The 23761-nt window shown below is 71.6% G+C and carries 28 protein-coding genes and 2 pseudogenes; 11 read left to right on the top strand and 19 right to left on the bottom strand.

Annotation, left to right across the window (positions count from 1 at the left end):
- Positions 1–10 precede the first annotated feature (10 nt).
- A complete protein-coding gene (locus tag AMK16_RS25845) occupies positions 11–1651 on the top strand; it encodes a CocE/NonD family hydrolase (RefSeq protein WP_199885601.1) in 1641 nt (546 codons plus the stop codon).
- Positions 1652–1664: 13 nt separating this feature from the next.
- On the opposite strand, the gene AMK16_RS25840 is transcribed toward AMK16_RS25845, so the two are convergent.
- From AMK16_RS25840 to AMK16_RS25825, 4 genes and pseudogenes are all read right to left on the bottom strand, one after another.
- Positions 1665–2030: an amphi-Trp domain-containing protein gene (locus tag AMK16_RS25840; protein WP_073919747.1), complete on the bottom strand. Its 366-nt coding sequence runs from the start codon at positions 2028–2030 to the stop codon at positions 1665–1667.
- Between the two features lie 141 nt (positions 2031–2171).
- Positions 2172–2603: pseudogene (locus AMK16_RS37530) on the bottom strand (helix-turn-helix transcriptional regulator); the annotation flags it as partial.
- Between the two features lie 621 nt (positions 2604–3224).
- Complete coding sequence (locus AMK16_RS38345; RefSeq protein ID WP_073919746.1) at positions 3225–3452, bottom strand: hypothetical protein; 228 nt, start codon at positions 3450–3452, stop codon at positions 3225–3227.
- On the bottom strand, positions 3449–4327 hold the full coding sequence (locus tag AMK16_RS25825; RefSeq protein ID WP_073919745.1) for a LysR family transcriptional regulator: 879 nt from the start codon (positions 4325–4327) through the stop codon (positions 3449–3451). The genes AMK16_RS38345 and AMK16_RS25825 overlap by 4 nt, the downstream gene beginning before the upstream one ends.
- Before the next feature lie 99 nt (positions 4328–4426).
- Between AMK16_RS25825 and AMK16_RS25820 the strand changes: the two genes are divergently transcribed.
- Positions 4427–4792, top strand: a complete 366-nt coding sequence (locus tag AMK16_RS25820; RefSeq protein WP_107417248.1) for a YybH family protein — start codon at positions 4427–4429, stop codon at positions 4790–4792.
- A 100-nt stretch (positions 4793–4892) separates the two neighbouring features.
- On the opposite strand, the gene AMK16_RS25815 is transcribed toward AMK16_RS25820, so the two are convergent.
- The 4 genes from AMK16_RS25815 to AMK16_RS25800 all read right to left on the bottom strand — a co-directional run bounded on the left by AMK16_RS25815 (position 4893) and on the right by AMK16_RS25800 (position 8687).
- Positions 4893–6086, bottom strand: a complete 1194-nt coding sequence (locus AMK16_RS25815) for a PP2C family protein-serine/threonine phosphatase (protein ID WP_073919744.1) — start codon at positions 6084–6086, stop codon at positions 4893–4895.
- Between the two features lie 324 nt (positions 6087–6410).
- Positions 6411–6572, bottom strand: coding sequence for a hypothetical protein (locus tag AMK16_RS25810; RefSeq protein ID WP_030964779.1), 162 nt, complete (start codon positions 6570–6572; stop codon positions 6411–6413).
- Positions 6573–6704: 132 nt separating this feature from the next.
- Positions 6705–7328: a pyridoxamine 5'-phosphate oxidase family protein gene (locus AMK16_RS25805; protein WP_073919743.1), complete on the bottom strand. Its 624-nt coding sequence runs from the start codon at positions 7326–7328 to the stop codon at positions 6705–6707.
- Positions 7329–7421: 93 nt separating this feature from the next.
- Positions 7422–8687: a globin domain-containing protein gene (locus AMK16_RS25800; protein WP_242438907.1), complete on the bottom strand. Its 1266-nt coding sequence runs from the start codon at positions 8685–8687 to the stop codon at positions 7422–7424.
- Positions 8688–9608: 921 nt separating this feature from the next.
- Between AMK16_RS25800 and AMK16_RS25795 the strand changes: the two genes are divergently transcribed.
- The 3 genes from AMK16_RS25795 (at position 9609) to AMK16_RS25785 (ending at position 11724) form a co-directional block, all read left to right on the top strand.
- Positions 9609–10253 carry an expansin EXLX1 family cellulose-binding protein gene (locus AMK16_RS25795; protein ID WP_338014476.1) on the top strand — a complete coding sequence of 215 codons (645 nt, stop codon included), beginning with the start codon at positions 9609–9611 and terminating at the stop codon, positions 10251–10253.
- 131 nt (positions 10254–10384) lie between these two features.
- Positions 10385–10915, top strand: a complete 531-nt coding sequence (locus AMK16_RS25790; RefSeq protein WP_073919741.1) for a SigE family RNA polymerase sigma factor — start codon at positions 10385–10387, stop codon at positions 10913–10915.
- Positions 10912–11724 carry a hypothetical protein gene (locus AMK16_RS25785; RefSeq protein ID WP_073919740.1) on the top strand — a complete coding sequence of 271 codons (813 nt, stop codon included), beginning with the start codon at positions 10912–10914 and terminating at the stop codon, positions 11722–11724. The genes AMK16_RS25790 and AMK16_RS25785 overlap by 4 nt, the downstream gene beginning before the upstream one ends.
- Positions 11725–11917: 193 nt before the next feature.
- Here the strand turns inward: AMK16_RS25785 and AMK16_RS25780 are convergent, their stop codons facing one another.
- From AMK16_RS25780 to AMK16_RS37515, 3 genes are read right to left on the bottom strand one after another with little or no spacing between them, the layout of a single operon-like run.
- Complete coding sequence (locus tag AMK16_RS25780; RefSeq protein WP_073919739.1) at positions 11918–12460, bottom strand: MOSC domain-containing protein; 543 nt, start codon at positions 12458–12460, stop codon at positions 11918–11920.
- Positions 12461–12501: 41 nt separating this feature from the next.
- A complete protein-coding gene (locus AMK16_RS37520; protein WP_242438940.1) occupies positions 12502–12843 on the bottom strand; it encodes a TetR/AcrR family transcriptional regulator C-terminal ligand-binding domain-containing protein in 342 nt (113 codons plus the stop codon).
- Positions 12734–13033: a hypothetical protein gene (locus tag AMK16_RS37515; RefSeq protein WP_242438906.1), complete on the bottom strand. Its 300-nt coding sequence runs from the start codon at positions 13031–13033 to the stop codon at positions 12734–12736. The genes AMK16_RS37520 and AMK16_RS37515 overlap by 110 nt, the downstream gene beginning before the upstream one ends.
- A gap of 405 nt (positions 13034–13438) precedes the next feature.
- Between AMK16_RS37515 and AMK16_RS25770 the strand changes: the two genes are divergently transcribed.
- The 4 genes and pseudogenes from AMK16_RS25770 to AMK16_RS25760 all read left to right on the top strand — a co-directional run.
- The gene (locus AMK16_RS25770) at positions 13439–13948 is read left to right on the top strand and encodes a hypothetical protein (protein ID WP_073919738.1); all 510 of its coding nucleotides are present in this window, start codon (positions 13439–13441) and stop codon (positions 13946–13948) included.
- Between the two features lie 163 nt (positions 13949–14111).
- Entirely contained in the window at positions 14112–14330 is a 219-nt protein-coding gene (locus tag AMK16_RS35910; protein ID WP_143196870.1) for a hypothetical protein, read from the top strand.
- Between the two features lie 357 nt (positions 14331–14687).
- Positions 14688–15147, top strand: a pseudogene (locus AMK16_RS25765) (lamin tail domain-containing protein); the annotation flags it as partial.
- Between the two features lies 1 nt (position 15148).
- The coding region (locus tag AMK16_RS25760; protein ID WP_143196896.1) for a lamin tail domain-containing protein at positions 15149–15436 on the top strand (288 nt) is incomplete at its 5' end.
- A 182-nt stretch (positions 15437–15618) separates the two neighbouring features.
- Here the strand turns inward: AMK16_RS25760 and AMK16_RS25755 are convergent.
- From AMK16_RS25755 to AMK16_RS25725, 7 genes are all read right to left on the bottom strand, one after another.
- A complete protein-coding gene (locus AMK16_RS25755) occupies positions 15619–16296 on the bottom strand; it encodes a hypothetical protein (protein ID WP_073919736.1) in 678 nt (225 codons plus the stop codon).
- 145 nt (positions 16297–16441) lie between these two features.
- Positions 16442–17299, bottom strand: coding sequence for a hypothetical protein (locus AMK16_RS25750; protein WP_073919735.1), 858 nt, complete (start codon positions 17297–17299; stop codon positions 16442–16444).
- Positions 17299–17823: a sigma factor-like helix-turn-helix DNA-binding protein gene (locus tag AMK16_RS25745; RefSeq protein WP_073919734.1), complete on the bottom strand. Its 525-nt coding sequence runs from the start codon at positions 17821–17823 to the stop codon at positions 17299–17301. The genes AMK16_RS25750 and AMK16_RS25745 overlap by 1 nt, the downstream gene beginning before the upstream one ends.
- Before the next feature lie 302 nt (positions 17824–18125).
- Positions 18126–18770, bottom strand: coding sequence for a GAP family protein (locus AMK16_RS25740; protein ID WP_073919733.1), 645 nt, complete (start codon positions 18768–18770; stop codon positions 18126–18128).
- Positions 18771–19037: 267 nt separating this feature from the next.
- Complete coding sequence (locus AMK16_RS25735) at positions 19038–19583, bottom strand: nucleotidyltransferase domain-containing protein (RefSeq protein ID WP_073919732.1); 546 nt, start codon at positions 19581–19583, stop codon at positions 19038–19040.
- A 90-nt stretch (positions 19584–19673) separates the two neighbouring features.
- Positions 19674–20336 (bottom strand): DUF5701 family protein, encoded by a 663-nt coding sequence (locus AMK16_RS25730; protein WP_073919731.1) that lies wholly within the window; start codon positions 20334–20336, stop codon positions 19674–19676.
- A gap of 523 nt (positions 20337–20859) precedes the next feature.
- Entirely contained in the window at positions 20860–21537 is a 678-nt protein-coding gene (locus AMK16_RS25725) for an SDR family NAD(P)-dependent oxidoreductase (protein WP_242438939.1), read from the bottom strand.
- Positions 21538–21591: 54 nt separating this feature from the next.
- Between AMK16_RS25725 and AMK16_RS38175 the strand changes: the two genes are divergently transcribed.
- Both AMK16_RS38175 and AMK16_RS38170 read left to right on the top strand, forming a co-directional pair.
- Positions 21592–22134: a LysR family transcriptional regulator gene (locus tag AMK16_RS38175; RefSeq protein ID WP_079191765.1), complete on the top strand. Its 543-nt coding sequence runs from the start codon at positions 21592–21594 to the stop codon at positions 22132–22134.
- Positions 22131–22457 carry a LysR substrate-binding domain-containing protein gene (locus tag AMK16_RS38170; RefSeq protein WP_158071240.1) on the top strand — a complete coding sequence of 109 codons (327 nt, stop codon included), beginning with the start codon at positions 22131–22133 and terminating at the stop codon, positions 22455–22457. The genes AMK16_RS38175 and AMK16_RS38170 overlap by 4 nt, the downstream gene beginning before the upstream one ends.
- Before the next feature lie 191 nt (positions 22458–22648).
- On the opposite strand, the gene hisC is transcribed toward AMK16_RS38170, so the two are convergent.
- Entirely contained in the window at positions 22649–23758 is a 1110-nt protein-coding gene (hisC, locus tag AMK16_RS25705; RefSeq protein WP_073919729.1) for a histidinol-phosphate transaminase, read from the bottom strand.
- Between the last annotated feature and the right edge of the window lie 3 nt (positions 23759–23761).

The raw sequence follows: 23761 nt of genomic DNA, 5'->3' as shown, positions 1-23761 counted from the left end.
CTCCCGGATCATGAGGGCCACCTGGCGGGGCCTGCCGGCGAAACGGCACGAGGTCGGATGGGAACCGGGCCTGGTGGTACCGGCCGCCGACGGGAGCCCGTTGATCACGGACCATTACTTCCCGCGTGCGGAGGGCGATTTCCCCACCCTTCTGGTCCGCTCCCCCTATGGGCGCGGCCTGCCGTGGTCTCCCCAGTACGGCCTGCTCTTCGCCGAACAGGGCTTTCACGTGGTCCTGCAGAGCTGCCGCGGCACCGGCGGCTCGGGAGGCGCCTTCCACCTGTGGCGCAACGAGGCCGCCGACGGGCGGGCCACGGTGTCCTGGCTGCGCGAGCAGTCCTGGTTCAGCGGAACACTGGGGACCGTGGGCCCCAGTTACCTGGGCTACGTGCAGTGGGCGCTCGCTCTGGACCCGCCGCCGGAGCTCAAAGCCATGGTGGTGCAGGTAGGGCTGCACGATCCTCACGCCCTGTTCCACACGGACGGTGCGCTCCGCCTGGAGAACGCCCTCGCCGTCGGCGCGGGCATGACCTACCAGCACCAGGGCATGGCACCGTTCCTGAAGGCGACGCTCCGCCTGCAGCGCCGCCTGGGCGCCGTCACCTCCGCACAGCCCCTGCGTGGTGCGTACGTGTCCGCCCTCGGGGCCGAAGTGCCCTGGCTGGACGAGGTGATGACACACCCGGACGCCACGGACTCCTTCTGGCGTGGCGCATCGCTGGCTCAGTCGGCGCAGCGGCTCGGCGTGCCCACAGCGCTGATCACCGGATGGCATGACGCGCTGGTCGACCAGACCTTCGAGCAGTACGACCGGCTGCGGCAGGCGGGATGCGAGACCGCCCTGCTCGTCGGCCCCTGGACCCATACCTCGGCCTTGCAGCAGGGCTGGCCCCAGGTGTTCGCCGATAGCCTCGCCTGGTTGCGCGCCCACCTGTGCGACGACCCCTCCGGCCTGCGCCCCAGCGCGGTGCGCGTGCACATCGGCGGCGAGAACGCCTGGCGGGACCTCGACGACTGGCCGCCGCCCGGCCCCGGTGCCATCTCGTGGCACCCGGCCCCGGGCGGGCACCTCACCCGGCAGACCCCCGTGGACTGCGTGCCGCTGACGGCGTTCCGCTACGATCCGGCCGACCCGACGCCGTCCCTCGGGGGCCCGCTGCTCTCCCGCACCGCCGGCCCGCGCGACAACAGCACCCTGGAAGCCCGTGACGACGTCCTGACCTTCACCGGCCCGGCCCTGACCGAGGCCGTGGACGTCCTGGGACCGGTCTTCGCCCGGCTGACCATGTCCACGGACTCCGGGTACGCCGATGTCTTCACCCGCTTGTGCGACGTGGACGCACGAGGCCGGTCCGTCAACGTGTGTGACGGGCTCGGCCGGCTGCGAACGACTGGAGGTGAGCCCTCACAGACCACCGTGGCCATGAGCTCCACTGCCCATCGCTTCGCCGTCGGGCACCGCATACGCTGGCAGATCAGCGCGGGCGCCCATCCGCGCTACGCCCGCAATCCCGGCACCGGGCAGTCGCCGGTGGACGCGACCACCTTCACACCGGTGCGCATCACGCTCCACACGGACTCGGCACTGCTGCTCCCCCACAGCTCCGGAGGCTCCGGAGGTCCCCTTCCCACCACTGCCACCGCGGGCTGAGAGCAGGGCCTGCTCAGGACGCCGGTGGGGCCGATCGTTTCGCGACCTTACCGCCGGCGGTGCCCGTTCTGCGGCCGGGCTTGGACGCCACCCTCTTGCGTCTCGGGGCCTCCTCCGTGCCTGCGCCGGCCTGTGAGGGCGTTGTCTGTGCGGCGGCGGTCGGCCACTTGAACTCGATCTCCAGCTCGATCTGCCCGTCGCCGATCTCGACTTCTATCTCGCAGCGAAGGTCGTCGGGGACCCGCAGGCTCAGCGTCGCGGTGCCCAGTTTCAGTGCGGCGTCTGCGCCCTCCCTCAGCGCGTTGGCGATTGCCGTGAGCTGGTCGGCCGCCTCCAGGCGTGACAGCGAGCGCTTCTGCTCGAACTTGAGGTCTTTCATGCAAGTCTCCGATCTGGCAGAGAGAGCGCATAACACCGATTCTGAGGCCATACGGAGGATCGGACATCTTCACGGGCGGACAGGACGCAAGAGCCGCCACCCGTGCCGCCCGGCCGCAGTGCGACGGGCGGGTGCGGAGTCTCAGTGTCCTGCGCCGTCCCCTTCGGCGCGGTGCAGCAGCCGGGAGAGCTCCGTCCGCGAGCGCACCCCGAGCAGGGCGAAGACGTTGCGCAGGTGGTGGTCGACGGTGCGGGGGCTGACCGAGAGGCTCAGCGCCACCTCACGGTTGGTGGCGCCCTCGGCGACACACCGCGCGATGCGCAACTGCTGCGGTGTCAGCCGGGCCAGAGCGCCCGCCGGTGCGGGGGCGGATGCGTCACCGGTGGCCCGCAGCTCGCCGCGGGTCTGCTCGGCCCAGGCCGGGGCGCCGCAGCGCTCGAAGGCGACGAGGGCGTCCCGCAGCCGGCTCTTCGCCTCCGCCGGACGGCGTCGGCGGCGCAGCCACTTCCCGTACAGCAGCAGGGTGCGGGCCCGCTCGAAGTCTCCGTGCGCCGTTTCGTGCCGGGCCAGGGCCAGGGAGGCGTCCGCGCCGCCCGCGCCGGGGTCGGGTTCGTGGGCGGCCGCCGCCAAGAGGAGGAGCTGTCGCGTGGGGTTGGGCAGCGGGGCGAGGCGGCTGCCGAAGGTGGCCCACAGGGCGCCGCCGTCCAGGAGCGGGCGGGGCAGCGGGCGGTGGCCGCCGAGCTCGTCCGGCGTCAGGCGCTGGGCGAGGGCTGCCAGGACGGCGGGGTTTCCTTCGGCCTCGGACAGCAGCTCCGACCGTACGCAGGGGTCCACGCCCGCTCCGGCGAGGTCGTGGAGCAGGGCGGTCGCCGCGGCGTCGTCGAGGGGGCCGAGGCGGACCACGGGAAGCCCGGTGAATTCGGGTTCGTCCGCGCGGTGCTCCGCTGTGGTGAGCAGGAGTCCGATCGGGCGCTCGGGGTCGGGGTGACGTGCGGCCGAGGTGAGGACGGCCCGCGAGGGCGCGTCCCACAGATGTACGTCGTCCACGCAGAGGAGCAGCGGTTCTTCCCCGGGGCAGAACCGTCGCAGCAGCCCGGGCAGATCGGCGGCGGGAGGCGGGCCCACGCCGGACGCGGATCGCGGGGGCGCCGCGACCCTGCCCTCCGTCCGTGCCGCCCTGCTGAGCCTGAAGTCCTACGACAACGGCTTCGGGATCACCCATGACTTCTCGGACCCCGAGGCGCCCTCCACCCGGCAGAGCGTGATCATGAAGCCCGACGCTGCGGTCCCCGGTGGCATGAGGGTGGTGAAGGAGGCCGCCGCGGCGCCCGCCGCGACGACGTTCACGCCCGCGCCCTGACCCCGGGGGACCGTGATGCGGCGCCGGTGGCGGAGGCGGCCGGCGGCCGGGGTGGCCGTCACGGGGTGAAGGCCCGTCGGCTGTGGGTGAGCATCGCGCGCACTGCGGGGTGGGGCGCGCCTTTCCAGACCAGGGCGAGCAGGGCGGGGGTTTCCAAGTCGTCGATGGCGCGGGCCGTGAGGCGGTCGCGATAGGCCGCGGCCATGGATTCGCTGAGGACCGCGACACCGAGCCCACGGGCGGCGAGGTCGGCGATGGCGTCCGCGGCGCTGGCCTGCAGCGCGATCGCGGGCCGCAGGCCCTGTGCTCGGCATGCACTGTCGAAGACCGTACGCAGGCCGGTGCCGGGCGGCATGCACACCAGGGGATGGCCCGCCAGGTCGCGCAGGGTGAGCGCGCGCCGCTCCAGCAGGCAATGCCCCGTCGGCACCGCCGCGACGAGGCGTTCACTGATGATGGTCAGAGCCTCCAGGCCTTCGGGGGCGGCGCTCGCCGTCCCGACGAGGGCCACGTCGACGGCGCCGGTGCGCACCCCCTCGACGAGACGGTCGGAATGGTCCTCCAGCAAGGAGATCTCGACCCCGGGGTGCGCCCGGTGGAACGCGGCGAGGGCGTCGAACAGCGGGGTCACGGTGCAGCCGATGACCATCCCGACGGTGAGGCGCCCCCGGATCAGGTCGGTCACCTCCCCCACCGCCTGGCCCACCGCCCCGGCGGCGGCGAGCGCGGAGCGGGCGTGTTCCAGTGCGGCCTTGCCCGCCACGGTGAGGGTGGCGGTGCGCGCCGACCGGTCGAACAGCTCCGCGCCGAGCTCCCGTTCCAACTGGCGGATCTGCGCGCTGACGCCGGACTGGCTGATGTGCACCCGCTCCGCGGCCCGGGTGAAGTTCCGCTCCTCGGCGACGGCGACGAAGTACTCCAGCTGCCTCAGTTCCATAACCCCTGATTCTAGCTCTCAGCAATACCATCTGTTGGACTACTGATCGGAGGGCGGGCAGGCTGGGTGTGGAAGTGAAACCTGACGCACGGAGGAACAGTGACCGCCTACGAGAAGGCCATGCGGCCCGAGGACATCACGCGTCTGTTCGTCGAGCGTTCCAACGCCGGTGACGCCACCGGTGTGGCCGCGCTCTACGAGGAGGAGGCGGTCATGGCCTACCCGCCCGGCGAGCTGACGGTGGGCCGGGAGGCCATCCGTGAGCTGTGGGCGAAGGTGCTGGTCCACCGCCCCCGCTTCGAGCCGGAGCAGCCCCTGCCGACGCTGGTCAGCGGTGGCATCGCCCTCACCTCGACCCCTCCCCGGGACGGGTCCGGCGCCCGGGCCCAAGTCGTACGCCGCCAGCCGGACGGAAGCTGGCTGCGCCTGCTGGACCAGCCGGAGTTCGCCCCGCCCGCCGGCTGACCCGCGCCCCTCACGCTGTCCACCGGCCGGGGGCGTATCCGGAACGCGGGCCGGGCGAACCACCGCACCGATCTGTGGGCGGAGGGGAAGAACGGCTGCCTCAGGCTTCCTCGGGTCTGTGTACGGGCCGGGGGCCGCGCCAGTCCAGGCACAGGACCGTGGCGTCGTCTCGCGGCGGCCGGCCGTCGTAGGCGTCACCGACCGCGGCGACCAGGGTGCGCACGACCTCGCGGGGGTGCTCGGACGCGGTCTTGCGCAGGAGGCCGGGCAGATCGACCGCCGCCGCTTCGCGTTCCTGCATGCCGTCGGTGTACAGCAGCAGGCGGTCACCGGGGCGCAGGTCGAGGTCCTGGACCCGGTAGGCACCCTGGAGGGCGACGCCGAAGGGCATGTTCACCGCCAGGCGGAGTACCTCGACCGCGCCGTCACGCAGGCGCAGGGGCCAGGGGTGGCCGGCGTTGACGAGCCGGGCGCCGCTGCCGTCGAGGGCGATGCGCAGGAGCTGGCCGGTGGCGAAGGTGCGCCGCCCGTGGTCGAGGAGGGCCTGGTGGGTCTGGCGGGCCTGCTCGGCGAGGTCCTCTCCGGCACGGCGTGCGCCGCGGGAGGCGTTGACGAGCAGGGTGGCCATGAGGGAGGCACTGACGTCATGCCCCATGGCGTCGGTGACGGACAGGTGCAGGGTGCCGTTGTCGAGGCTGTAGTCGTAGGTGTCACCGGCGATGTCGGAGGCCGGGACGAGGGCCCCGGCGAGCATGAACTCGGGTGCTTCGCAGGACGAGGCCGAGGGCAGGAGCTGGCGCTGGATCTCCGCGGCCAGGCTGACCGAGGTGGTCCGGTTGCCCCAGTGGTAGAGGTCGGTGAAGCGGCGGTCGGTGACGATGATGTACGCCAGTGCGTGAGCGGCCTCCTCGACCTGCTCCAGCACATCCGGTGTGACCTCGGTGAGGAAGAGTTCCAGGACGCCGATGGTGTCGCCGCGGTTGGTGACCGGGGCGAGAACCCGGTGCCCTCGGCCGTGATCTGCTGCCAGCACCGGCTTCTGGGTACGCAGGACCTCGTCGTAGACGCCGCTGCCGGCGAGGGGAACCTGCTCGGCACGCTGTTCCTTGTGGGCGGCCTCCGTGTCGTTGACCCGGAGCAGCCGGCGGCCTACGACGTCGACGAAGAGGAACGACACGTAGCGCGCACCGAACCGGTCGCGCAGATTGCGCGCGACGACATCGAGGGAGTCCACGGGTGCGGCAGCCTCCGCCGCCGCCAGCACCTCGGCCAGTCCGATCCGATCATCCGCCACATCAGCCTCCAGGGGTTGCGGACTCTCCTGCCCGCGAATCGACAGATTCACAACTTCGACAGCCGCCTTGCGCACCGTGGCAAGAGACATGATCTTCGTGGCATGACCCGCGGATTCGCTGTCGCGCCAGGGTGGTCGCCATGCCGCAGCGGGGAACTGTCCCCTGCCCCTCCCCGGTTCCGGATTTCACCCGGCGCCGGTCGGGTACGGCATCGGACAAGGCGACATGGCGGTGGCCCGCACCCCTGGGACAGGGGGCAGGCCACCGCCATGCAGTACCGGGACCGCGCTGTTGTCGTACGGCTGGTTGTACGGCTGGTACCGCTACCAGCGGTACCAGCGGCCGCTGCTGCCCTTCGGGCGGGCAACGAAGCCGATCAGCCACAGGATCAGCACCGCGATCGCGACCCACCAAAGGATCTTCACCGCGAAACCGGCACCGAAAAGGATCAGGGCGAGCAGAAGAACAAGAAGCAGGGGAACCATGATTATCAACCTCCGAGGCACCTAGTGCCCCGCCATTCCGCTCCCATGCATTCGATTTTCCCGCGCGTTTCCTCCTCCTGCGGACGGGCAGGAGAATGCGCCCGATTCCGCAGAATCCCCACAGAAAGCCATTCAGTGAGGAGCATCCCATTCCGTCATCCGGTGTTCCGTCGTCCGGGCCGCTTCGGCGTATCGGCCGTGCGTCACCGGGTCGGCCGGTGCCGTGCGGGAGCCCGTGAAGTAGTCCGCGTCCTTCGGGCGGTCGGCGCGATGGCCGGAGCGGGCGCCCGGCACCAGGTGCGGTATGTACTTGGAGCAGTGGATGTAGGCCTCTTCGACGGTCAGGTGAACCCACATCTCGGGTCCGCGCCCCGGTGCGACGTCCATGGGCAGGCCGGGCTGCGCGGAGCGGAGTTCTGCGTCGTGGTAAAGCCGGGCGACACCGTTGACGTGCAGACCCACGTGGTGGTGGGTGAAGTCGACGAAGAGCATGCCGAGGTGGGGGTTCTCCGTCATGTTGCCCGCGCTGGCGAGCACACCGTTGCCCCGGAACTCGGGGTAGGCGAGGGTGTGTTCGTCCAGCACGTGCACGAAGCCGGGCGGCCCTGCCCGGAAGCTGGCGTCACATTCCCCGCGGGAGTCTGCGGTGGCCAGGAAGACCATGCTCTGGCGGCCTATGAACTCCTGCATCTCGGCCGTGAGGCAGGGGCGCACCTGCTGGTCGTAGAACCGGGCGGCGCGATCGGCGCTGCCCATGTGCTGCTGCAGTCGGCGTTCGCCCGCTGATCCGAAAGACGGTGGGGGCAAGGTCACGGGGCGTTCTCCTGGCTGGATCGGCAAACGGGTGGCTCAAGGAGCGGACAGGACGGGCGTCTCGAACGGGTCGTGGTGGATGCGGTCGGGCAGGGTGCCGTGCTGCGTGAGGGTCTCGCTGGCGGAGACCACCATCGGGGCCGGTCCGCTGAGGTAGACGTCGTGCTGGTACCACGGCCCGTACTCGGCCAGGACCTGCGGCAGGGATCCACGGATGCCGGGGATGTACTCGTGGGAGACGGCGCCCCTGATGGACAGCCAGTGGTACTGCTGCGCCATCCGCAGCATGTCGTCGACCCCGTACAGCTCGGCGCCGGTCCGGGCCCCGAGGAACAGGTCGACCTGGTGCCGTCCGCCCCGGCGGGCCACCTCCTCGACGAGGGCGCGGATCGGTGCGAGACCGGTGCCGCCCGCCACGCAGAGCAGGTCGCTGTGGACGGCGGCGTCCAGCACCATGTCGCCCATGGGCGGGCCGAGTTGGAGCACGTCGCCCACGGCGGAACGGTGGACGAGCGCGTCACTCACCGAGCCGCCGGTCACCGCGCGCACGTGGAAGGTGAGGGTGCCGTCCCGGCGGGGTGCGTTGGCGGGCGAATAGTAGCGCCACTGCTTGGGCCACCACGGCGTCTCGAGACTGACGTACTGCCCGGCCGCGTACAGGTACGGCATGTGGGGCCGTACGGTGATCTCGGCGATGCCGTGTCCGCGCAGGACTTTGTGCACCACCGTGGCGGGCCAGACCGCTGGCCGCTGCGCCTCGTCCTGCTCGGCGGCGCTGATCATGACGTCGGCGACCACACCGTACGCCTTGGTCCAGGCCGCGGCGATCTCTTCGGTCCAGGCGGGACCGGCGTAGCGGGCCAGGGAGGCGAGGAGGCACTCTCCCACGGCGGGGAAGTGCGCGCTGAGGGTGCCGAACTTGCGGTGGTCGCGGCCGAGGTGACTGCAGAAGCGGACCAGGCTCTCCGGGTCGTCGACCAGGTCCACGATGCGCAGCAGTGCGCGCAGCAGGCGGCCTCGCTGGGCGTCCATTCCCGCGGGGAACATCGGACGGACCTCGGGGTAGCGGGCGAAGAGGACCGCGTAGAAGTAGACCGTCATGTCCGCGGCGAACGGTTCGACTACGGAGACGGAAGCCCGGATGAGGGCTGTCTCGTGGGGCGAGAGCGGCGGTTCGGCGGTGGCCGGCTCGCCACTGGAGGCGCCTCGGGCGGGAGCCTCGTGGGAAGCGGAGTCCTGCGGGTACGGGTGGGCGGGCGGGTGTGTGGGCGGGTGTGTGGGGCGTCCGATCCGGAACCTCAAGGGACCAGTACTCCTCCCGTCGCTATGCAGCGTGGACGCGATCGTCCGGCGGCGGTGCCATGCAGGAGGCCGTTGTCCGTCGACAGCGTGCCGGGGGCGGAGCGCTCGCCCGATCTGCCTCTCTGGAGGGCGGCGGTCGTGACGGCGAGGGGGGCGGACATGGGGCTCCTGGTGGGGCGTGGGCATCGAAACGGACCAAACGGTTCCGGAGGCTACATGATCGCGCGTGTGACTCAGAAGTAGTAAGGGACCGGGATAACCGGCGCGGCCGATTCCGCGCTCGACAATTGGTCTCATAAGAGACATTTCAGAACGGCTTCGTGACGTGCGTCCGGAAACAGGACGTGTGCGCGACCCGGGCGGGAGCAGGCGGCCCGCCCTGACCGGCCCGGCCCAGGGGGCCGGCCGGGCCCGGCTCCCGGAGGAGGCCGGCCAGGCGGGCCATGTGGGCCTGACGGCCAAGCGGGCCTGGTGGGACTGGCGGGCCAAGCGGGCCTGGAAAGAAATCGGCGTGGTAGCGGCAACCTTTTCGTCTTCCGCGGCCACCAAGCAGTGCAACCGACGTCGACTTGATCTACCGAATGGATGGGCATGAGGGCAACGAAACACGCCGCCCCGCGACCGTGGCGCAGACGCGGGCTGGTCGCGGGCGTACCCTTCGCGCTGGCGACCGTCACCCTGGTGGCGTTCCTCGCCGAATCGCCGCTTCCCGGGAGCGGAGCCGGTGGCGGACGACCCGCTGCCGCGTCCATCGCGGCCACCGCGCCCACCGCGCCCACCGCGGCGACCCAAACGAGCGTGCCCCCCACCGCCGGCGTCCCGGCTGGTGCCACGCCCCCGACGGCGCAGCCCGGGCCGACGCCCCCCTCGCCGTCTTCACCCTCCGGGACGCCCTCTGTCACCGCCTCGGCCGGGAGCGGCATGCGCACGACCTCCGCCCCGGCTTCCCGGGCCGGCCGGATCAAGCCCTCGGTGACCTACCAGGGTGTCGCGACTTCGTACGCCGCGGGGGACGGCGGCGGCGCCTGCCTCTACGGCCCCTCGGGTGATCTCATGATCGCGGCGATGAACCACACCGACTACGAGTCGGCCAGGGCATGCGGGGCGTACGTCCTCGTCCGCGCCGCCAACGGGGCCAGCATCACGGTGCGGATCGTCAACGAGTGTCCGCTGCCGTGCGCACCCGGACAGCTCGACCTCAGCCACGAGGCCTTCGCCAAGCTCGCCGATCCGTCGCTGGGCCGCCTCCCGATCACCTGGAAGCTGGTCAGCCCCGACGCACCCGATGCGATCTCGGTCCGGTACAAGACGGGGTCGAGCCGGTCATGGTGCGGGATCCAGGTGATCGGCCACCGGAACCCGGTGGCGGCGCTCGAAGTGCGGACCGCGAACGGCTGGCGGCAGCTCTCCCGCACCGAATACAACTACTTTCTCTCCCCCGACGGCAGCGGGTGCGGTGGGGCGATCAGGGTCACCGACATCTACGGGGAACAACTGACGGTCGACGGGGTGGCGTTGCGGCCGGACGTCGTGCAGCCGGCCCGCGTCCAGTTCGCGCGGCATTGACCGCGCCGCTCATCCACCGGCCGTCGCGGGCCCGCCCGAGGGCCGACCGCCATCCCGGTCCGGTGGAGGACACTGTTACGCTCACGCTGGCTGTTAACGCTCACACTGCAGGGAGAGGGCGACCGGGGGACATGCTCGTCGATGACACCTCCGCGGAGTTCCACGAATTCTTCGAACGCCACTACACCGAACTCGCCCGTCTCGCGTACCTCCTGACCGGCGAGACGGACGCGGCCGACGACCTAGCCGCGGACGCCCTGATCGCCCTGTGGCAACGCTGGGACCGGCTCCGCGCCGCCGACCACCCCCTCGCCTACGCCCGTGGGGTGGTCGCCAACATGGCCCGGGAACGCATCCGCAGCGCGGTGCGCGAGCGGCGCCGGATCGCGCTCTTCTGGTCCCGCGATCCGGAGAAGACCGACGGCCCCGACGTGGCGGCCGTGCTGGACGTCCGAGCAGCGCTGGCCCGGCTGCCGTTCCGCAAGCGGGCGTGCGTGGTGCTGCGCCACGCCTTCGACCTGTCGGAAAAGGACACCGCACGGGCTCTGGGCATATCGGTCGGTACGGTGAAGAGCCAGACCTCGAAGGGAATGGCCGAGCTGGAACGGGTACTGGACGCCCGCGAGGTCGGAGAACTGGTGACAGGGAGGAGGAATCGGTGAACGAGGACATCAGCCGACGGCTGCGTGAGGCCGCCGCGGCCCACCAACCGGACCGCGCGAGGATGCTCGCCCGCGTCGAGCTCGCGCGCGACGCACACGGCGCGTCTCGTTCCACGGCACCTCACCGCACGCTGCCGCTCCTGCGATCCTGGCCCAAGGCCGCGCTCGCCTGCCTCGCCACGGCCGGGATCCTCGCGACAGGTGGATTCGCCGTCGCCGGCATCGTCCGGACCCCGCCGCCGTCGGACGCCCCCACCGCTCCCGCCGCGCCCTCCCCTACGGGTACCTCCCCCTCTGCGTCCCCTGCCACCGCTCCTCCCCCCAGGACGTCGGCTCCTTCCCCCTCCGACGGCCCGGCCCCTGCCGCTCCCACCCCGGGCGGCTCGCGTCCGACCCCGTCGGCGAACAGCCGGGTCCAGAGCGGGCCGCTGTGGTCGGACGGCTCGATCGACCCGCACAGCTCCGTCTACTGGGCCCAGAGCAACGTCACCCTCAGGACCGCTCAACCGCTCACCTCCCTCACCGTGGAGGTCCGCATCGCGCAGACGGGCGGCGTACGGGACACCGGGAACTGGCGCACGCTGCCGAGCGACGACTTCAGCGTCACGGTGCAGGAGACCGGCAGCGCGCTGGTTTACCGCTGGGTCCTCAAGCCGGGCCGTACGGTGCCGACCGGGCAGCACATGTTCGCCGCGCAGTACAACCACGCCACCGGCGTGCGCAGCGCCGCGGACGACAGCTACCGCGTCGACGCGCAGAGTGCGGACAGTGCTGTCGGGGTCTGGGGAGGATTTTCGCGAGCCGGGTAGGGAGCGGCAAGCACTGTCGGGGATACCGGCTGGGGGCTGCCGTCCGACCGGGCGGCAGCCCCCAGCCGGTGCGAACGCGCAAGCTTCTCCGGGAGCCGCGGCCCTGCGGACCACGAGTGCGCCATCCATATCACTCGGTCAGCGGCGCACCCGCGCGGCCATCGACGCGTCACGGCCTGCTCGGGCGGGGAGGTCAGACCCGGTCGAGGGGCCGATGCGGGCCGGCCGGGAGCTCCACTGTGATCGTGTCACCGGGACGGACCTCGCCGCCTGCCTGGACGACGCCCATGATTCCTGCCTTGCGCACGATGTTCCCGGCCTCGTCGCGGCCGACGACCTTCTTCAGCAGCCCGTCCTGGAAGTGGTCGATCTGCAGACAGGGATTGCGCAGGCCGGTGACCTCCACGATCGCCTCGTCGCCGATGCGCAGCCGCGTCCCGACGGGCAGGCAGAGCAGATCGATGCCGCTCGTGGTGATGTTCTCGCCGAGATCGCCCGGCATCACGTTGAACCCCTCTTTGCCGACTTCGGTCAAGAGCTCCTCGTGAATGAGATGGACCTGGCGCAGGTTCGGCTGGGTGGGGTCCTGCGCGACACGCGAGCGGTGCTTGACCGTGACACCGGCGTGCACGTCTCCCTCCACACCGAGCCCGGTGAGCAACGTGATGCCGGCCCGGTTGGGCTTGGTGAACGAGTACTCGCTGTTGCTGCTGACTGCCATGACCGTCCCGCTCATCCGGCGGACCCCCTGTTCGATAGCGATGACTCGCCACGAGCCTAGCCCGCAGCCCCAGCGCACGGCACCCTGCGATCAATCGCGGGTCGACCCGTGACCCGGGGCCCGGCCGGCCGGAGGCCGTCAGCCGGCCGTCCCGACCGCCCGCGCGACGAGGTCCACCAGCGTGTCCACGAAAGGGCGTCGGGCATCTCCTGCTCGCCGATCAGCCGGAAGATCGGCGGCGCCGCCACCAGGGTGGCAGCGGCCCGCACATCGGTGCCGGGCGCCACGTCACCGCGGGCGATGCCCCGTTCGAGGATGTTCCTCGTCTCGCACGTGGTCCGCGCCGTGTACTGCGCGTACTGGCCCCCTACCGCGCCCGTCTCGGCCGCCGCCCCGATGAGGCCCGCGATCAGCCGGCCGGAGCCGGGCAGCCGGGGAGGCCTTCAGACGAGCGGTGAGTACGAAACGGAGCTCGGCGCGGAAGTCCCCGGGGTCCGGCACCGAGAGGACTCCGATGCGGGTCTCGGCGGCAGCGATGATCAGACCCTGTTTGGTGGGCCAACGCCGGTGGACCGCGGGATTGCTCACCCCGGCCCGCGCCGCGACGGCGTCCAGCGTGACCGCACCCCGATGCCCTCTTCCGTGACCAGGTCGACGACCGCGTCGAGGACGGCTCGGGTGACCCGCCCCTCCCTCGGCCGTCCCCGCCCCCGTACCGGCACACCCACCTGCGCTCCCACCACGCCCAGAGCCTACGTCTGCCGCGGACCCGGCGCAGCACGGTGTGCCCGGCAGTCGCCGGCCACCAACTACCAACTACCAACTACCGGCTACCGGCTACCGGCTACCGGCAAGAACTTGCGGAAAATTGCGTCCGCCCTCTGGCGGACGCGCGTAGACCTGGGCCACCATCCTCCTTGCCCGGTCAGCGCACCGGGCAACGCCCAGCACTGCCGTCCCGTCCGTCACGGTCATCAGCAGGAGGCAATCCCGATGAAACTCCGCTCGGTACTCACCGCGCTCGCCCTCGTCCTCGGCGCGCTGCTCGCCCCCGGAGTGGGCGTACTCGGCGGCGCCACCGCCGCGCACGCAGCGACCAAGATCAGCCACGCCACCGCGACGTCGATGTTCCGCAGCTCCGCCATCACCTGGTCCTCGTCCGGCGGCTGCTCGGACCGCAACAACTCGACCTGCACGTCCTTCGAGCAGCTGAACCTCGCCAGCGCGCAGGGCGCCCAGACCCTCAGGAGTGCCAGCGGCTGCGCCCTCAACATCACCGGAGGTACCGAGACCGGCCACGCCTCGGGCACCTACTCGCACTGGAACGGCTACAAGCTCGACTTCGGCAAGAGCACCTGCGTCACCAACTACGTGAAGAACACGTTCAGCTACATCGGTGTGCGCGGGGACGGCGCCCCGCAGTGGAAGTCCGGCGCCGGCAACGTCTACGCCGACGAGGGCAGCCACTGGGACGTGACGTTCTACAACTGCGGCGGCTGCTGACCCCCTGCACTCCCCCGCGTCACGCCACCGCGCACACGCTCGGGCGACGCTCCTCTCCGCGCGGCCGGGGCCGTGCGGAGAGGATCCGTCCGCCGAGACCACGCCAGGTGCCGCATGTGCGGCGCGACGCATCTGGCCAACGGGCAGGCGTTCGACGCACACCGTGCTCTTGGACCTGCGCGTCTACCCCGACGAGGCCACGCCCGACGTGGCCCGCTCGACCCGGGTGGGGCCGGGCCTGATCGCGAACGGGGCGCAGGCCGGTGGCCGATCCGGCGCTGGTGCGTACGGGAAGACGGCCGGCCCGGCCGTGCGCGAGGGCCGTCGTCGCATCGCCCGTCGTACCCGGCTCGCCGCCACCACCCGCACCTCAGAGCGATGACAGGCGGTTCCGTGCGAAGAAACGGCAGAAATGCCGTTACAGAGCGCTGGACCCGTTCGGCTCACAGCGCACTGCGTGGCGGAAATCAGCGGCTTATGTGACCGAAACGCCGCTGCACCGACACGACACGGGGCGCCCCCGCCCCCACCCTGCCGCGCGTCAATCGCATCTTGACGCGTGCATCCTGCATGGGAGAGTTACGGATATGTCCGCATCCGGCAACGCACGTCCAGGGTTGTGGCGGTTGAGGGCGGGTGCGGACCAGAGTGTGGCTCCTCGGCAAGGACGCCGGGAACCGTCCGGAACCACCCCGCTTGCACGAAGCCGGGCCGGCTGACCGTTCAAGGAGCCAACTGCATGACTGCTTCCCTCACCACCCGCCGCCTCCTCGCCGCGGTCCTCGCCGCCGGCGCTCTGGTCGGCGCGGCCGCCATCCCGGCGGCCGCACACGACGACGACCGCCGCGACCACGGGGGCCGGCGCTCCCAGGTCGTCATCGGCGACGTCCAGCATGACAGCCGCGGACGCGACAACCGCTCCCTGAACCGCGAATGGGTCGAGGTGACCAACACCGGACGCCACTCCGTCGACCTCGGCGGCTACACCCTCACCGACCGCGACGGCAACCGCTACCGCTTCAACCACCTGCGCCTGGACGGCCGCTCCAGCGTCAAGGTCCACACCGGCCAGGGCCGCGACACCCACCGCGACGTCTACCAGGACCGCCGCCACCAGATCTGGGACGAGCGCGACACCGCCACCCTCCGCGACAACCGAGGCAACGTCATCGACACCGAGAGCTGGGGCCGCCGCCGCTNAACCGCTCCCTGAACCGCGAATGGGTCGAGGTGACCAACACCGGACGCCACTCCGTCGACCTCGGCGGCTACACCCTCACCGACCGCGACGGCAACCGCTACCGCTTCAACCACCTGCGCCTGGACGGCCGCTCCAGCGTCAAGGTCCACACCGGCCAGGGCCGCGACACCCACCGCGACGTCTACCAGGACCGCCGCCACCAGATCTGGGACGAGCGCGACACCGCCACCCTCCGCGACAACCGAGGCAACGTCATCGACACCGAGAGCTGGGGCCGCCGCCGCTGACACCGGACGACCCGGCCATCACAAGTGGCGTGCCGCGGCAACCAGCCGCGGCACGCCGCACCCCGTCCACCCCGTCCGCCCCGTCCACCCCGTCCGCCTCGCCCGCGTCGTCCGCCTCGCCCGCCGACCGACCGACGGCCGCTGAACCCCCACGACGGCCCCGGCGGCACCGGCAGGTCCGCTCAGTCCTTGTAGTAGTCCGTGAGGACGCAGCCCTTGACCAGTGCCGGTTCCTTGCGGAAGCCGCTCGGCGGCTTGAAGTCCGGGTGGCAGTTGAGCATGAGCAGTCCGGCCTGCGGCTTCAACAGTGCGCTCATGGCGTCCGAGCTCTCGGACCCCATGGCGAAGTCCTGGCCGAGGACGATGCCGCTGTTGGGGTTCCCGCTGTCCTTCTTGGCATCCACCCGGGCCTTGAAGGCCGTCTGGAAGGCTTTGGGGTCCTTGATCAGGACGATGGTGGTGACGCTCCGCCTGCCGCAGTAGCCGCGCTCGGTGACGGAGAAGGCCGGCCCGAACTCGGTGTCCGGGCCTTCGCTCGGTCCGTTCTCTCCGTCCGCGGGGCTGACCGGGTCGCACGGGGTGTACACATTGATGAAGCGGGCGGCGGCGGCCATGGTGCCCGCCTTGGGCAGCTTCTGGAAAGCGGTCCCGTCCTTGGGCGCGTTCCCGTTGACCCCGCCGTTCTTCGTCGGGTTCTCCAGGGTGCCCTCATGAGGACCGCCGTCGGCCCCGGCGCCGGTTCCGGCGTCGGCGCCCGAGCCGACACCGCCGACTGCCGGATTCCCGCCGCCACCGCAGACGCTGAGCGTGAGCAGGGCGGCGACGGCCGCGGCCGCCGCCATGATCGATGTATTGCGCATGTCTGTGCTCGTCCCCGTGTGATTGACCTCGAAGTGACCTTGAACGGCGGCGACTTTATGGCCGTGATCATGTCCACGGCAAACCGCTCTGCGGGGCGGCTACCACTGGTGACCCCAACGTCACGACGCGCACCCCGCCGGTCGCTCAGGCGCTGGGAGCGAAGTCGCCCCAAACAGACGGTTTCCCCTCCGCCGTAGCCGCGTCCGCCCGGTAGGTGTCACCCCCGGCGTCCCGGCCACCCGCCACGTGGTCGTACTGGCCGGCGAAGACGTGCTGCCCCACGGGGACCGTCCTGCCGGGTTTGAGTGTCCAGCGGTAGACGAGCACGCCGTCGTACTCCCCCACCGCGAGGGCGAAATCGTCGCCGGGCAGGGTCTGCCAGCTCCCCGTGCGCCTGACGCCGCCCGTCTGGCGGACGCGCAGTTCCAAGGTCAGTGCGGTGAGGGGCTGTCGCGTCTTGACGGTGACGTTGCTCTGGGCCCAGAAACGGTTGCTGTGGCCATCGACGGACCCGTCCGCCCACAGTGGCCCGTCCTGGGTGTGCGTGCGGGCCGGATGGGCCGTCGTCGGCGGTGCGGACGTTGGGGACGGTAGGGACTGCAGGGACGGCCGCACGGTCTCGGAGGGCCGTGGTGTGCTGCTCGGCTGCGGGGGCTGCGGCACGTGGGGGGCGGGGGAAGGCGAGGACCGGTGGGAAGGGGACGAGGATGCGGCGGGGCGGGGGGCCGCCGCCTGTGGTCGTTCGTGGTCCTGGATGACGGCGCCCACGGCGAGGCCGCTGACCGCCAAGGTGGCGGCGGTCACGAGCGTGGCGAGTGCAATCCTCGGTCCGGACGAGACGGCCTTGCCGCGGCGCACTTCGCGGACGCGGGCGGGACCGGCGGTGGAGCCGGTGGGGACGGCGGACGAGGTCATGCCCTGTTCCACCCGGGCGAGGATGCGGGCCCGGCTCGGCTGGTGGGCGGTGGCGGCCTGGCGTAGCTGCGCGGGCAGCTCGTCCATCAACTCCTCCTCTCCACCGGCTCCCCGAAGACACCTGCGCCCAGCAGGCGTTCGAGCTCCGCCAAGCCTTTGGAGGTCCGTCTCCTCACCGTACCGGGCGATATTCCGAGGGCCAGCGCGGTGTCCTCCTCCGAGAGGTCGAAGGCGCACCGCAGCACGACGCACGTACGCCGGCGGAAGGGGAGCCGGCCCAGAGCGGTCCGGACGTCCATGACGCACGTGACGTCCGGACCTCCCCCGCGTTCGGCGCTCTCGGCCCGGAACGAGGCGACGCGGCGGCGCTCGCGGGCCGTGCCGCGGACGCTCTTGCGCGCCATGTCGGCGACCACGCCCCGGGCGCAGGCGAGCGGATCTCCCGCGCGCCGCAATCGGTCCCAGCGGTGCCGGATAGCGACCAATGCGTCCGCGGCCAGATCGTCGGCGGCAGCCGCGTCGCCCGTCAAGAGGTAGGCGAGGCGGGCCAGTTCGGCACAGTGGCGCTCGAAGAAGCCGTGGAACTCCGCGGAGGCGCCTTCGAGGAACATGCCCGGGGTGCACCTCTCCTTCATGTGAGCGCTAACAAGGCGAATGGCGGGTCAGCATAGCAACCGGTGAACGGGGCCCGGCGAGACCCCGTCGACCTGGCCGACGAACTGCCGGACCGGCAACGAGCATCGTTCCCGCGCCACCCCCCGCGCGGGCGCGCCGCCGGTCGCGCTGCGCCTTCGACGGCTCCGACAAGGCCGCTCCGCCAAGACCGCCCCGCCCCGGCCTGCCCAAGCGTGGTGAACGCGTCCGTCGCGCCGCTCCTGCGCCTCAGGAAGCGGGCCCGATACGACACGTGCCGTCAGGCGACCAGCTCGTGGATGCCCCGCGCCGTCAGCCACAGGCCGATGAGCAGCGAGAGGGTGACCAGCAGTTGTTCCTGGTGCTGCTCCAGCCAGGTCCGCAGGGCGTTGAGCCTGACGCCGGCGGCCGCCGGTGCCCGGACCGTGTACATCTCCATGACGATGAGGCTGACCGTGGCCAGCAGGCAGAAGCCGACCAGTGCGACCCAGTTGGTGAGGGAGGAGAGGTCTGCCGCCACGACGGTGGCGGCGCCCGCACCGACCAGCGCCCAGGGCTGCAGCAGCCAGGCCAGCCCGGCGGCCGTGGGCAGAGAGGCGCCGTCCACGCGGGCGGTCCAGTGGGGCGGCTCGTGCGGGCGGGGCGGCCGACGGCGTCGGTGCGCGCCGAACAGCACCAGGCCCAGGCCGATGGCGAGTTTCGCACACGCCGCGGCGGTCGAAGGTGCGGTGTGGCGGGCGGGGGGCTGACCACCGGTCAGCAGCACCACACACGCGATCACCACGACCAGGTTGGCGAGCCACGACAACAGGAACGCCAGGCCCTTGCGGACGCCGCGCCGCGAGGCGAGCAGGAGGATGTAGGCGCTGTTGTGCAAGGGCCCCAGGGTGATGGCCACACCGATCACGACCAGGTCGAGGACCATCTGCGCAGTCACTCCTGGAAGTCGAGGCCGTCTGCCGCCTTGGGACGGGCGCACCGGTGAGCAGGGTCGGGCGGCGCTGTCACGGCCGCCGCATCCCGACTGTGCGGGTGGCGCCTCGACTGGTCAAGCGTGCCACGCGCCCGTCCCCGAACGCCGTACGCCGCGTCGGGAGGAGCACCGCCCGCCCGCCACCGCGCGCCTTGCGGCGAGGGACATCGCGGTACCCGCCGCGGCGCTCTCCGCGAGCCGTGTCCGGGCGGGGCGCGGTCACGAACCAGACGCGGGCCGGTCGCCCCGTGCGCGCAGGGCGGCCTCCAGACGGGCGATGTCCTCGGCGTCCTTGGACCGCCGGGGCCGGGAGGGGTCCCAGACGGGCATCATCCGTTTGATCTCGATCTGGGCCTGCGGGCCGACGATCGCGCAGTGCAGGTGGCCGATACGACCCGTCCCGGCATCGAGCATTCCCTCGGGCCAGGGCGTGCCGGCCCACGGGCCCCCGGCGACCACCACACGGCCGGCCGTGTCCCGGTCCACGAGGGTGAAACTGCTGTCCAGCCCGTCCTTGGCGACATCGCGTTGCAGCTCCGGAGGCGGCCCGGGGACCGGCTGACAGCCGTGCAGCAGCAGGCCTTCCGCCAGGGCTTCCGCATCATCCGCCCGGGCGAACCAGTCGATGTCCTCATGGTCTCGCGTGACCTCGCCGAGGAAGAAGTCCATGGCCCATCCCCCGCGAAGCCACACCGGGACGCCGAGAGCTCCGGCAACCTGCACGGTTTCAGCGATCAGGCGCAGCTGCTGCTCGGCACGTTCCATGTCCACAGCCCGGCAGGTTACGCGGCAACCACGTGGCCCAGCACGTCATTTTCTCGCCCGCAGGGCGGGCGAAAATTATCCAGTGCGGTACTAGCCCGTGCGGCCGGCAGCGGAGGCGAAGCCCAGCCAGGTGTGGCGGTTGCCCCACCAGCACCAGCCGACCTTCGGGGCGTTGCGTCGCTCCCGGCCGTCCCGCCCCGTGCCGTTGCTGATCCAGATCGCCGGGGTACGGGCGTCCAGGGCGCCGTTCGCCTTGCGCAGGCGGGACCCGATGGTCATGAAGCAGCGGTTGCGCTCGAGGACCGCCGGCTGCTGGAGGACCCAGTGGATGCCTTCGGTGAGCAGCAACGGGGTGCGGTCCTCCCCGATGAGGGCAGGCAGTGCCTCATCCGGGCTCCAGTTGGCCATGTGGTCGCCGCGGTCGGGACCGGTGACGAGGTAGAGGGAGGCGTCGTCGGGCAATTCGACGCCGGAGGGGGTGAAGCGGTCGACGTCGGCCATGTCGCCGACGACGAAACCGGGCTTGCCGTCGCGGCGGAGCAGCGGTGCGAGGGCGGAGGCGGGGATGCGGTCCGGATGGATGGCGAGCAGGGCGTGGCCGTCTGCGCGACCGGCATTCTCGGCGAAGGCGCGCAGGTCCCGGGCAGGTATCCGCGCGAGCTCGTGCGCGCCGAGATCGATCAGGCGTTCGGCTTGGGTGGCGAGCGGCGGGAGGGGCGGCGCGGTGACGGCGGCGGACGAGGTATCGGGCAAGGTGTTCCCCCGGTTCGCGGTGGCGGGCGGTAGACCGGAGGTCGAACGAGCGGGCTGACCGAAGCGTTCCCGACACGGTCGGCGGCTGTTGTCGCACGTCTCCGCCGAAAAACAGGGAGGGGGCCCCGGTGCCATTGGCACCAAGGCCCCGAAGGAACTGCTACACCATCTGCCGGCCTTGATACTGCGCCGGCTCTCTGTTTCCGCCGGCCCGACCTGGATGCTGTCGGGCGTGCGGGGATCGCGGTTGCGTGACCGGAGACCACCTCACTATCGATGTCCTGCGGTACCCGGGCTCCATACGTGCTCGCCCGGGCGATCCTGATGGCGCGCGGTTCCTCCGTTCTTCCCTCTGAATCACTCACTCACGTGCCAACTACCTGTACTGCGGGTACTGCTGCCCGGCAGTTCGTCTCTGCCGGGCCCTGCTGTCTCTCTTGGGTATGAGAGAAACCATAGCCAGAGACGTCCGCAATGTCTACTCCAGTCAGCACAGATTTTGCTGCTCGCCTTGGACAGGTAATCAGGCGCGGCCGGTGACGTGGCCGCCGTTCACGCGCAGGGCGTGGCCCGTCACGAAGCCGGCGCCTGCGAGGTACAGCACCGCCTCGGCGATCTCGGACGCCTCCCCGACCCGGTCGAGCAGGGCGAGCCCGCCGAAGCCGTCCACGTCGGCCCCCTCGTGGAGCGGGGTGCGGATGATGCCGGGCGCGACGAGGTTGACGCGGATGCCGTCGGCCGCGAGCTCGGCGGCCAGGCTCGTGGTCAGCCCGTGCACGCCGGCCTTGCTGACCACCGGCGCGCTGGCCGGCAGGCCGGCCAGCCCGTGGTCCACCAGGACGGTGCCGATGTTGACGATGCTGCCGCCCTGGCCCTGCGCGCGCAGCGCCCGCACCACGGCCTGCGTGGTGAGGTAGGTGCCCTTGAGGTTGCCCGTCAGGAAGCCGTCGAGTTCGTCCTCCGTGACCTCGGTGAACGGCTTGGGGGCGAAGGTGCCGGCGTTGTTGACCAGGACGTCAATGCGGCCGAAGCGCTCCAGTGCCGTGCGGACGAGGGACTCGCCGGTCTCCCGCTCGGCGATGCTGCCCGCGGCCCACGCGGTCCGCTCCGGCCGGCCGAGGCCGGCGGCGGCCTTGGCGAGGCGGTCGGCGTCACGGCCGTTCAGGACGACGTCGGCGCCGCTCGCCAGGAACGGCTCCACGTCAGCCAGCCGGCCCTCAGTCAGCGGCTCACCCGGCTTGAGGCGGGCCTCGGCATGCAGCTCTTCGACCGCAAGGGCCGCCGCCTGGTGCCCAACGCGGCGGGGCGCCGGCTGCTGGTCGCCGCCCGCCATGTCCTCGGCGAACTGGCGTCGGCCTCGCGCGACCTGCGGGAGATCCGCGACGGGCACGGCCGGCGCGTCCGCTTCACCGCCCAGTGCAGCACCACCTTGCCGTGGCTGCCCCCCGTCCTGCGCGCCTTCCGCGAGCGCGAGCCGGAGATCGACGTGCGCATCGAGGCCGTTTCCGACGACGCCCCGATCCCGGCGCTGCTCGCGGACCTGGTCGACGTCGCGCTGGTCACGAAGCCGGACCTGCAGATGGACCGGGTGTCACTGACCGAGCTGTTCGACGACGAGATGATGGCCGTGGTGCCCGCCGCACACCCCTGGGCGTCGCGCGGGCACCTGACCGCCCGTGACTTCGACGGGGTCGACCTGGTCCTCTACGACGGCTACGACCAGAACCGCACCCGTCGGTGCCGCTGCCGGTCCCGGCCGGGGCCCGGCCCGGCAGGATCACCACCATGCCGGTGGTGACCGATCTGGTGATCGAGATGGTGGCGGGAGGGCAGGGTGTGACCGTGCTCCCCAACTGGGTGGGCGCCCCGTACGTGTCCTCGCACGGCCTCGCGCTGGTCCGCATGGGCGAGCAGCCCATGACCCGTACGTGGTTCTGCGCCACCCGGACCGGCCCGCGCCCGCCCCATATCGAGGCGTTCGTCGAAGAACTGGCCACGCGCCTCACGGCCCCGGTCGGCCCATCGCCGGGCCTGCTCCCCGAGCCGCACCGGGTGAGCACCTTCCCCGGCCGGTCCCCGGAGAGGAGCGGCTCGGCGGGCTCGACGCCGTTGCGCTCGTAGTACGCGACCAGTTCACCCCCGGCCAGTGCACCCCCGCCTCCGGTCGGACACCAGGACCGTGACGAACCGCTCCGGCTCCCCCGCCGGCGCGATCGGCATCTGCGGACTCGGCCCGCAGTCCCGTACCAGTACCCCGGCGGCCGCACCCTCCGGCTCTGCCCCGTACGGAACTTTTCGCGTCACGCAGCACCTCAGGTGAGACGCGGGACCCTGCGAGGACCGCGCGGCGGCGCAAGGAACGCGAAGCGGTCCGCGGCGCACAGGAAGGCGTCGTTCTCCTCCGGCAGGCCCACCGTGATCCGGACACCGTCGCCGGGGAAGGCGCGCACCAGGACGCCGTGCCGGGCGCAGAAGTCCGCGAAGGCGACGGAGCGTTCCCCCAGCGGCAGCCAGAGGAAGTTGGCGTGCGAGGGCGGTACCGCCCGGTGGCCGGGACACGACAGCAGCTTCGTGAGCCCGGCGTGCAGGCGCTCCCGCTCGCGGACCACCGTCCCGATCCGGTCGCGGACCTCACCGGGATGGTCCAGCACGGCCATGGCGGCGGCCTGCGCGAGACTGCTCACCGCGAAGGGGACGGAGACCTTGTTGGCGGCGGCGACCACGGCGGGCGGCGCCACGCAGTAACCGACACGGATCCCGGCCAGCCCGTAGGCCTTGGAGAACGTGCGCAGCACGGCCACGTTCTGCCGCCGGAGGGCCAGCGCGATGCCGTCGGGTACATCGGGGCTGGTGACGAACTCCCGGTAGGCCTCGTCCAGGACGACGAGGACGTTGTCGGGTACCCGGTCGAGGAACTCGCCCAGTTCTTGGGTGCGCACCGCGGTACCGGTGGGGTTGTTGGGGTTGCAGACAAAGACGAGCCGGGTCGCCGGGGTGATCGCGTCGAGCATCGCCGGCAGGTCGTGCCGGTGTTCCGAGTCGAGCGGGACGGTACGCACCGCCACGCCGGCGATCCGGCCGAGGACCGGATAGGCGTCGAACGACCGCCAGGCACAGACGATGTCGTCGCCGGGGCCGCAGTAGGCCTGGATCAGCTGCTGGCACAGGCTCACCGAGCCGCAGCCGACGCCGATCCAGGGCTCGGGCACGCCGAGGACCTCCGCCAGCCGGCTCACCAGGGTGTCGGAGAACCACTGGGGGTAGCGGTGCCCCTCGACCGCGGCCCTGGCGATGGCTTCGACCACCGCGGGCGACGGGGGCACGGGAACTTCGTTGGCGTTCAGCAGGACGGCGTCGGGCGTCTGCCGCGGGATGTTGTAGTCGGGTACATCGGCCAGGTCGGCCCGGATGGCCACAGCCATGGC

It is taken from the genome of Streptomyces sp. CB00455, from assembly GCF_001905445.1.
Lineage (GTDB): Bacteria > Actinomycetota > Actinomycetes > Streptomycetales > Streptomycetaceae > Streptomyces.
The sequence above is the reverse complement of the archived record's forward strand: the minus strand, read 5'-3'. Positions and strand labels throughout refer to the sequence as shown.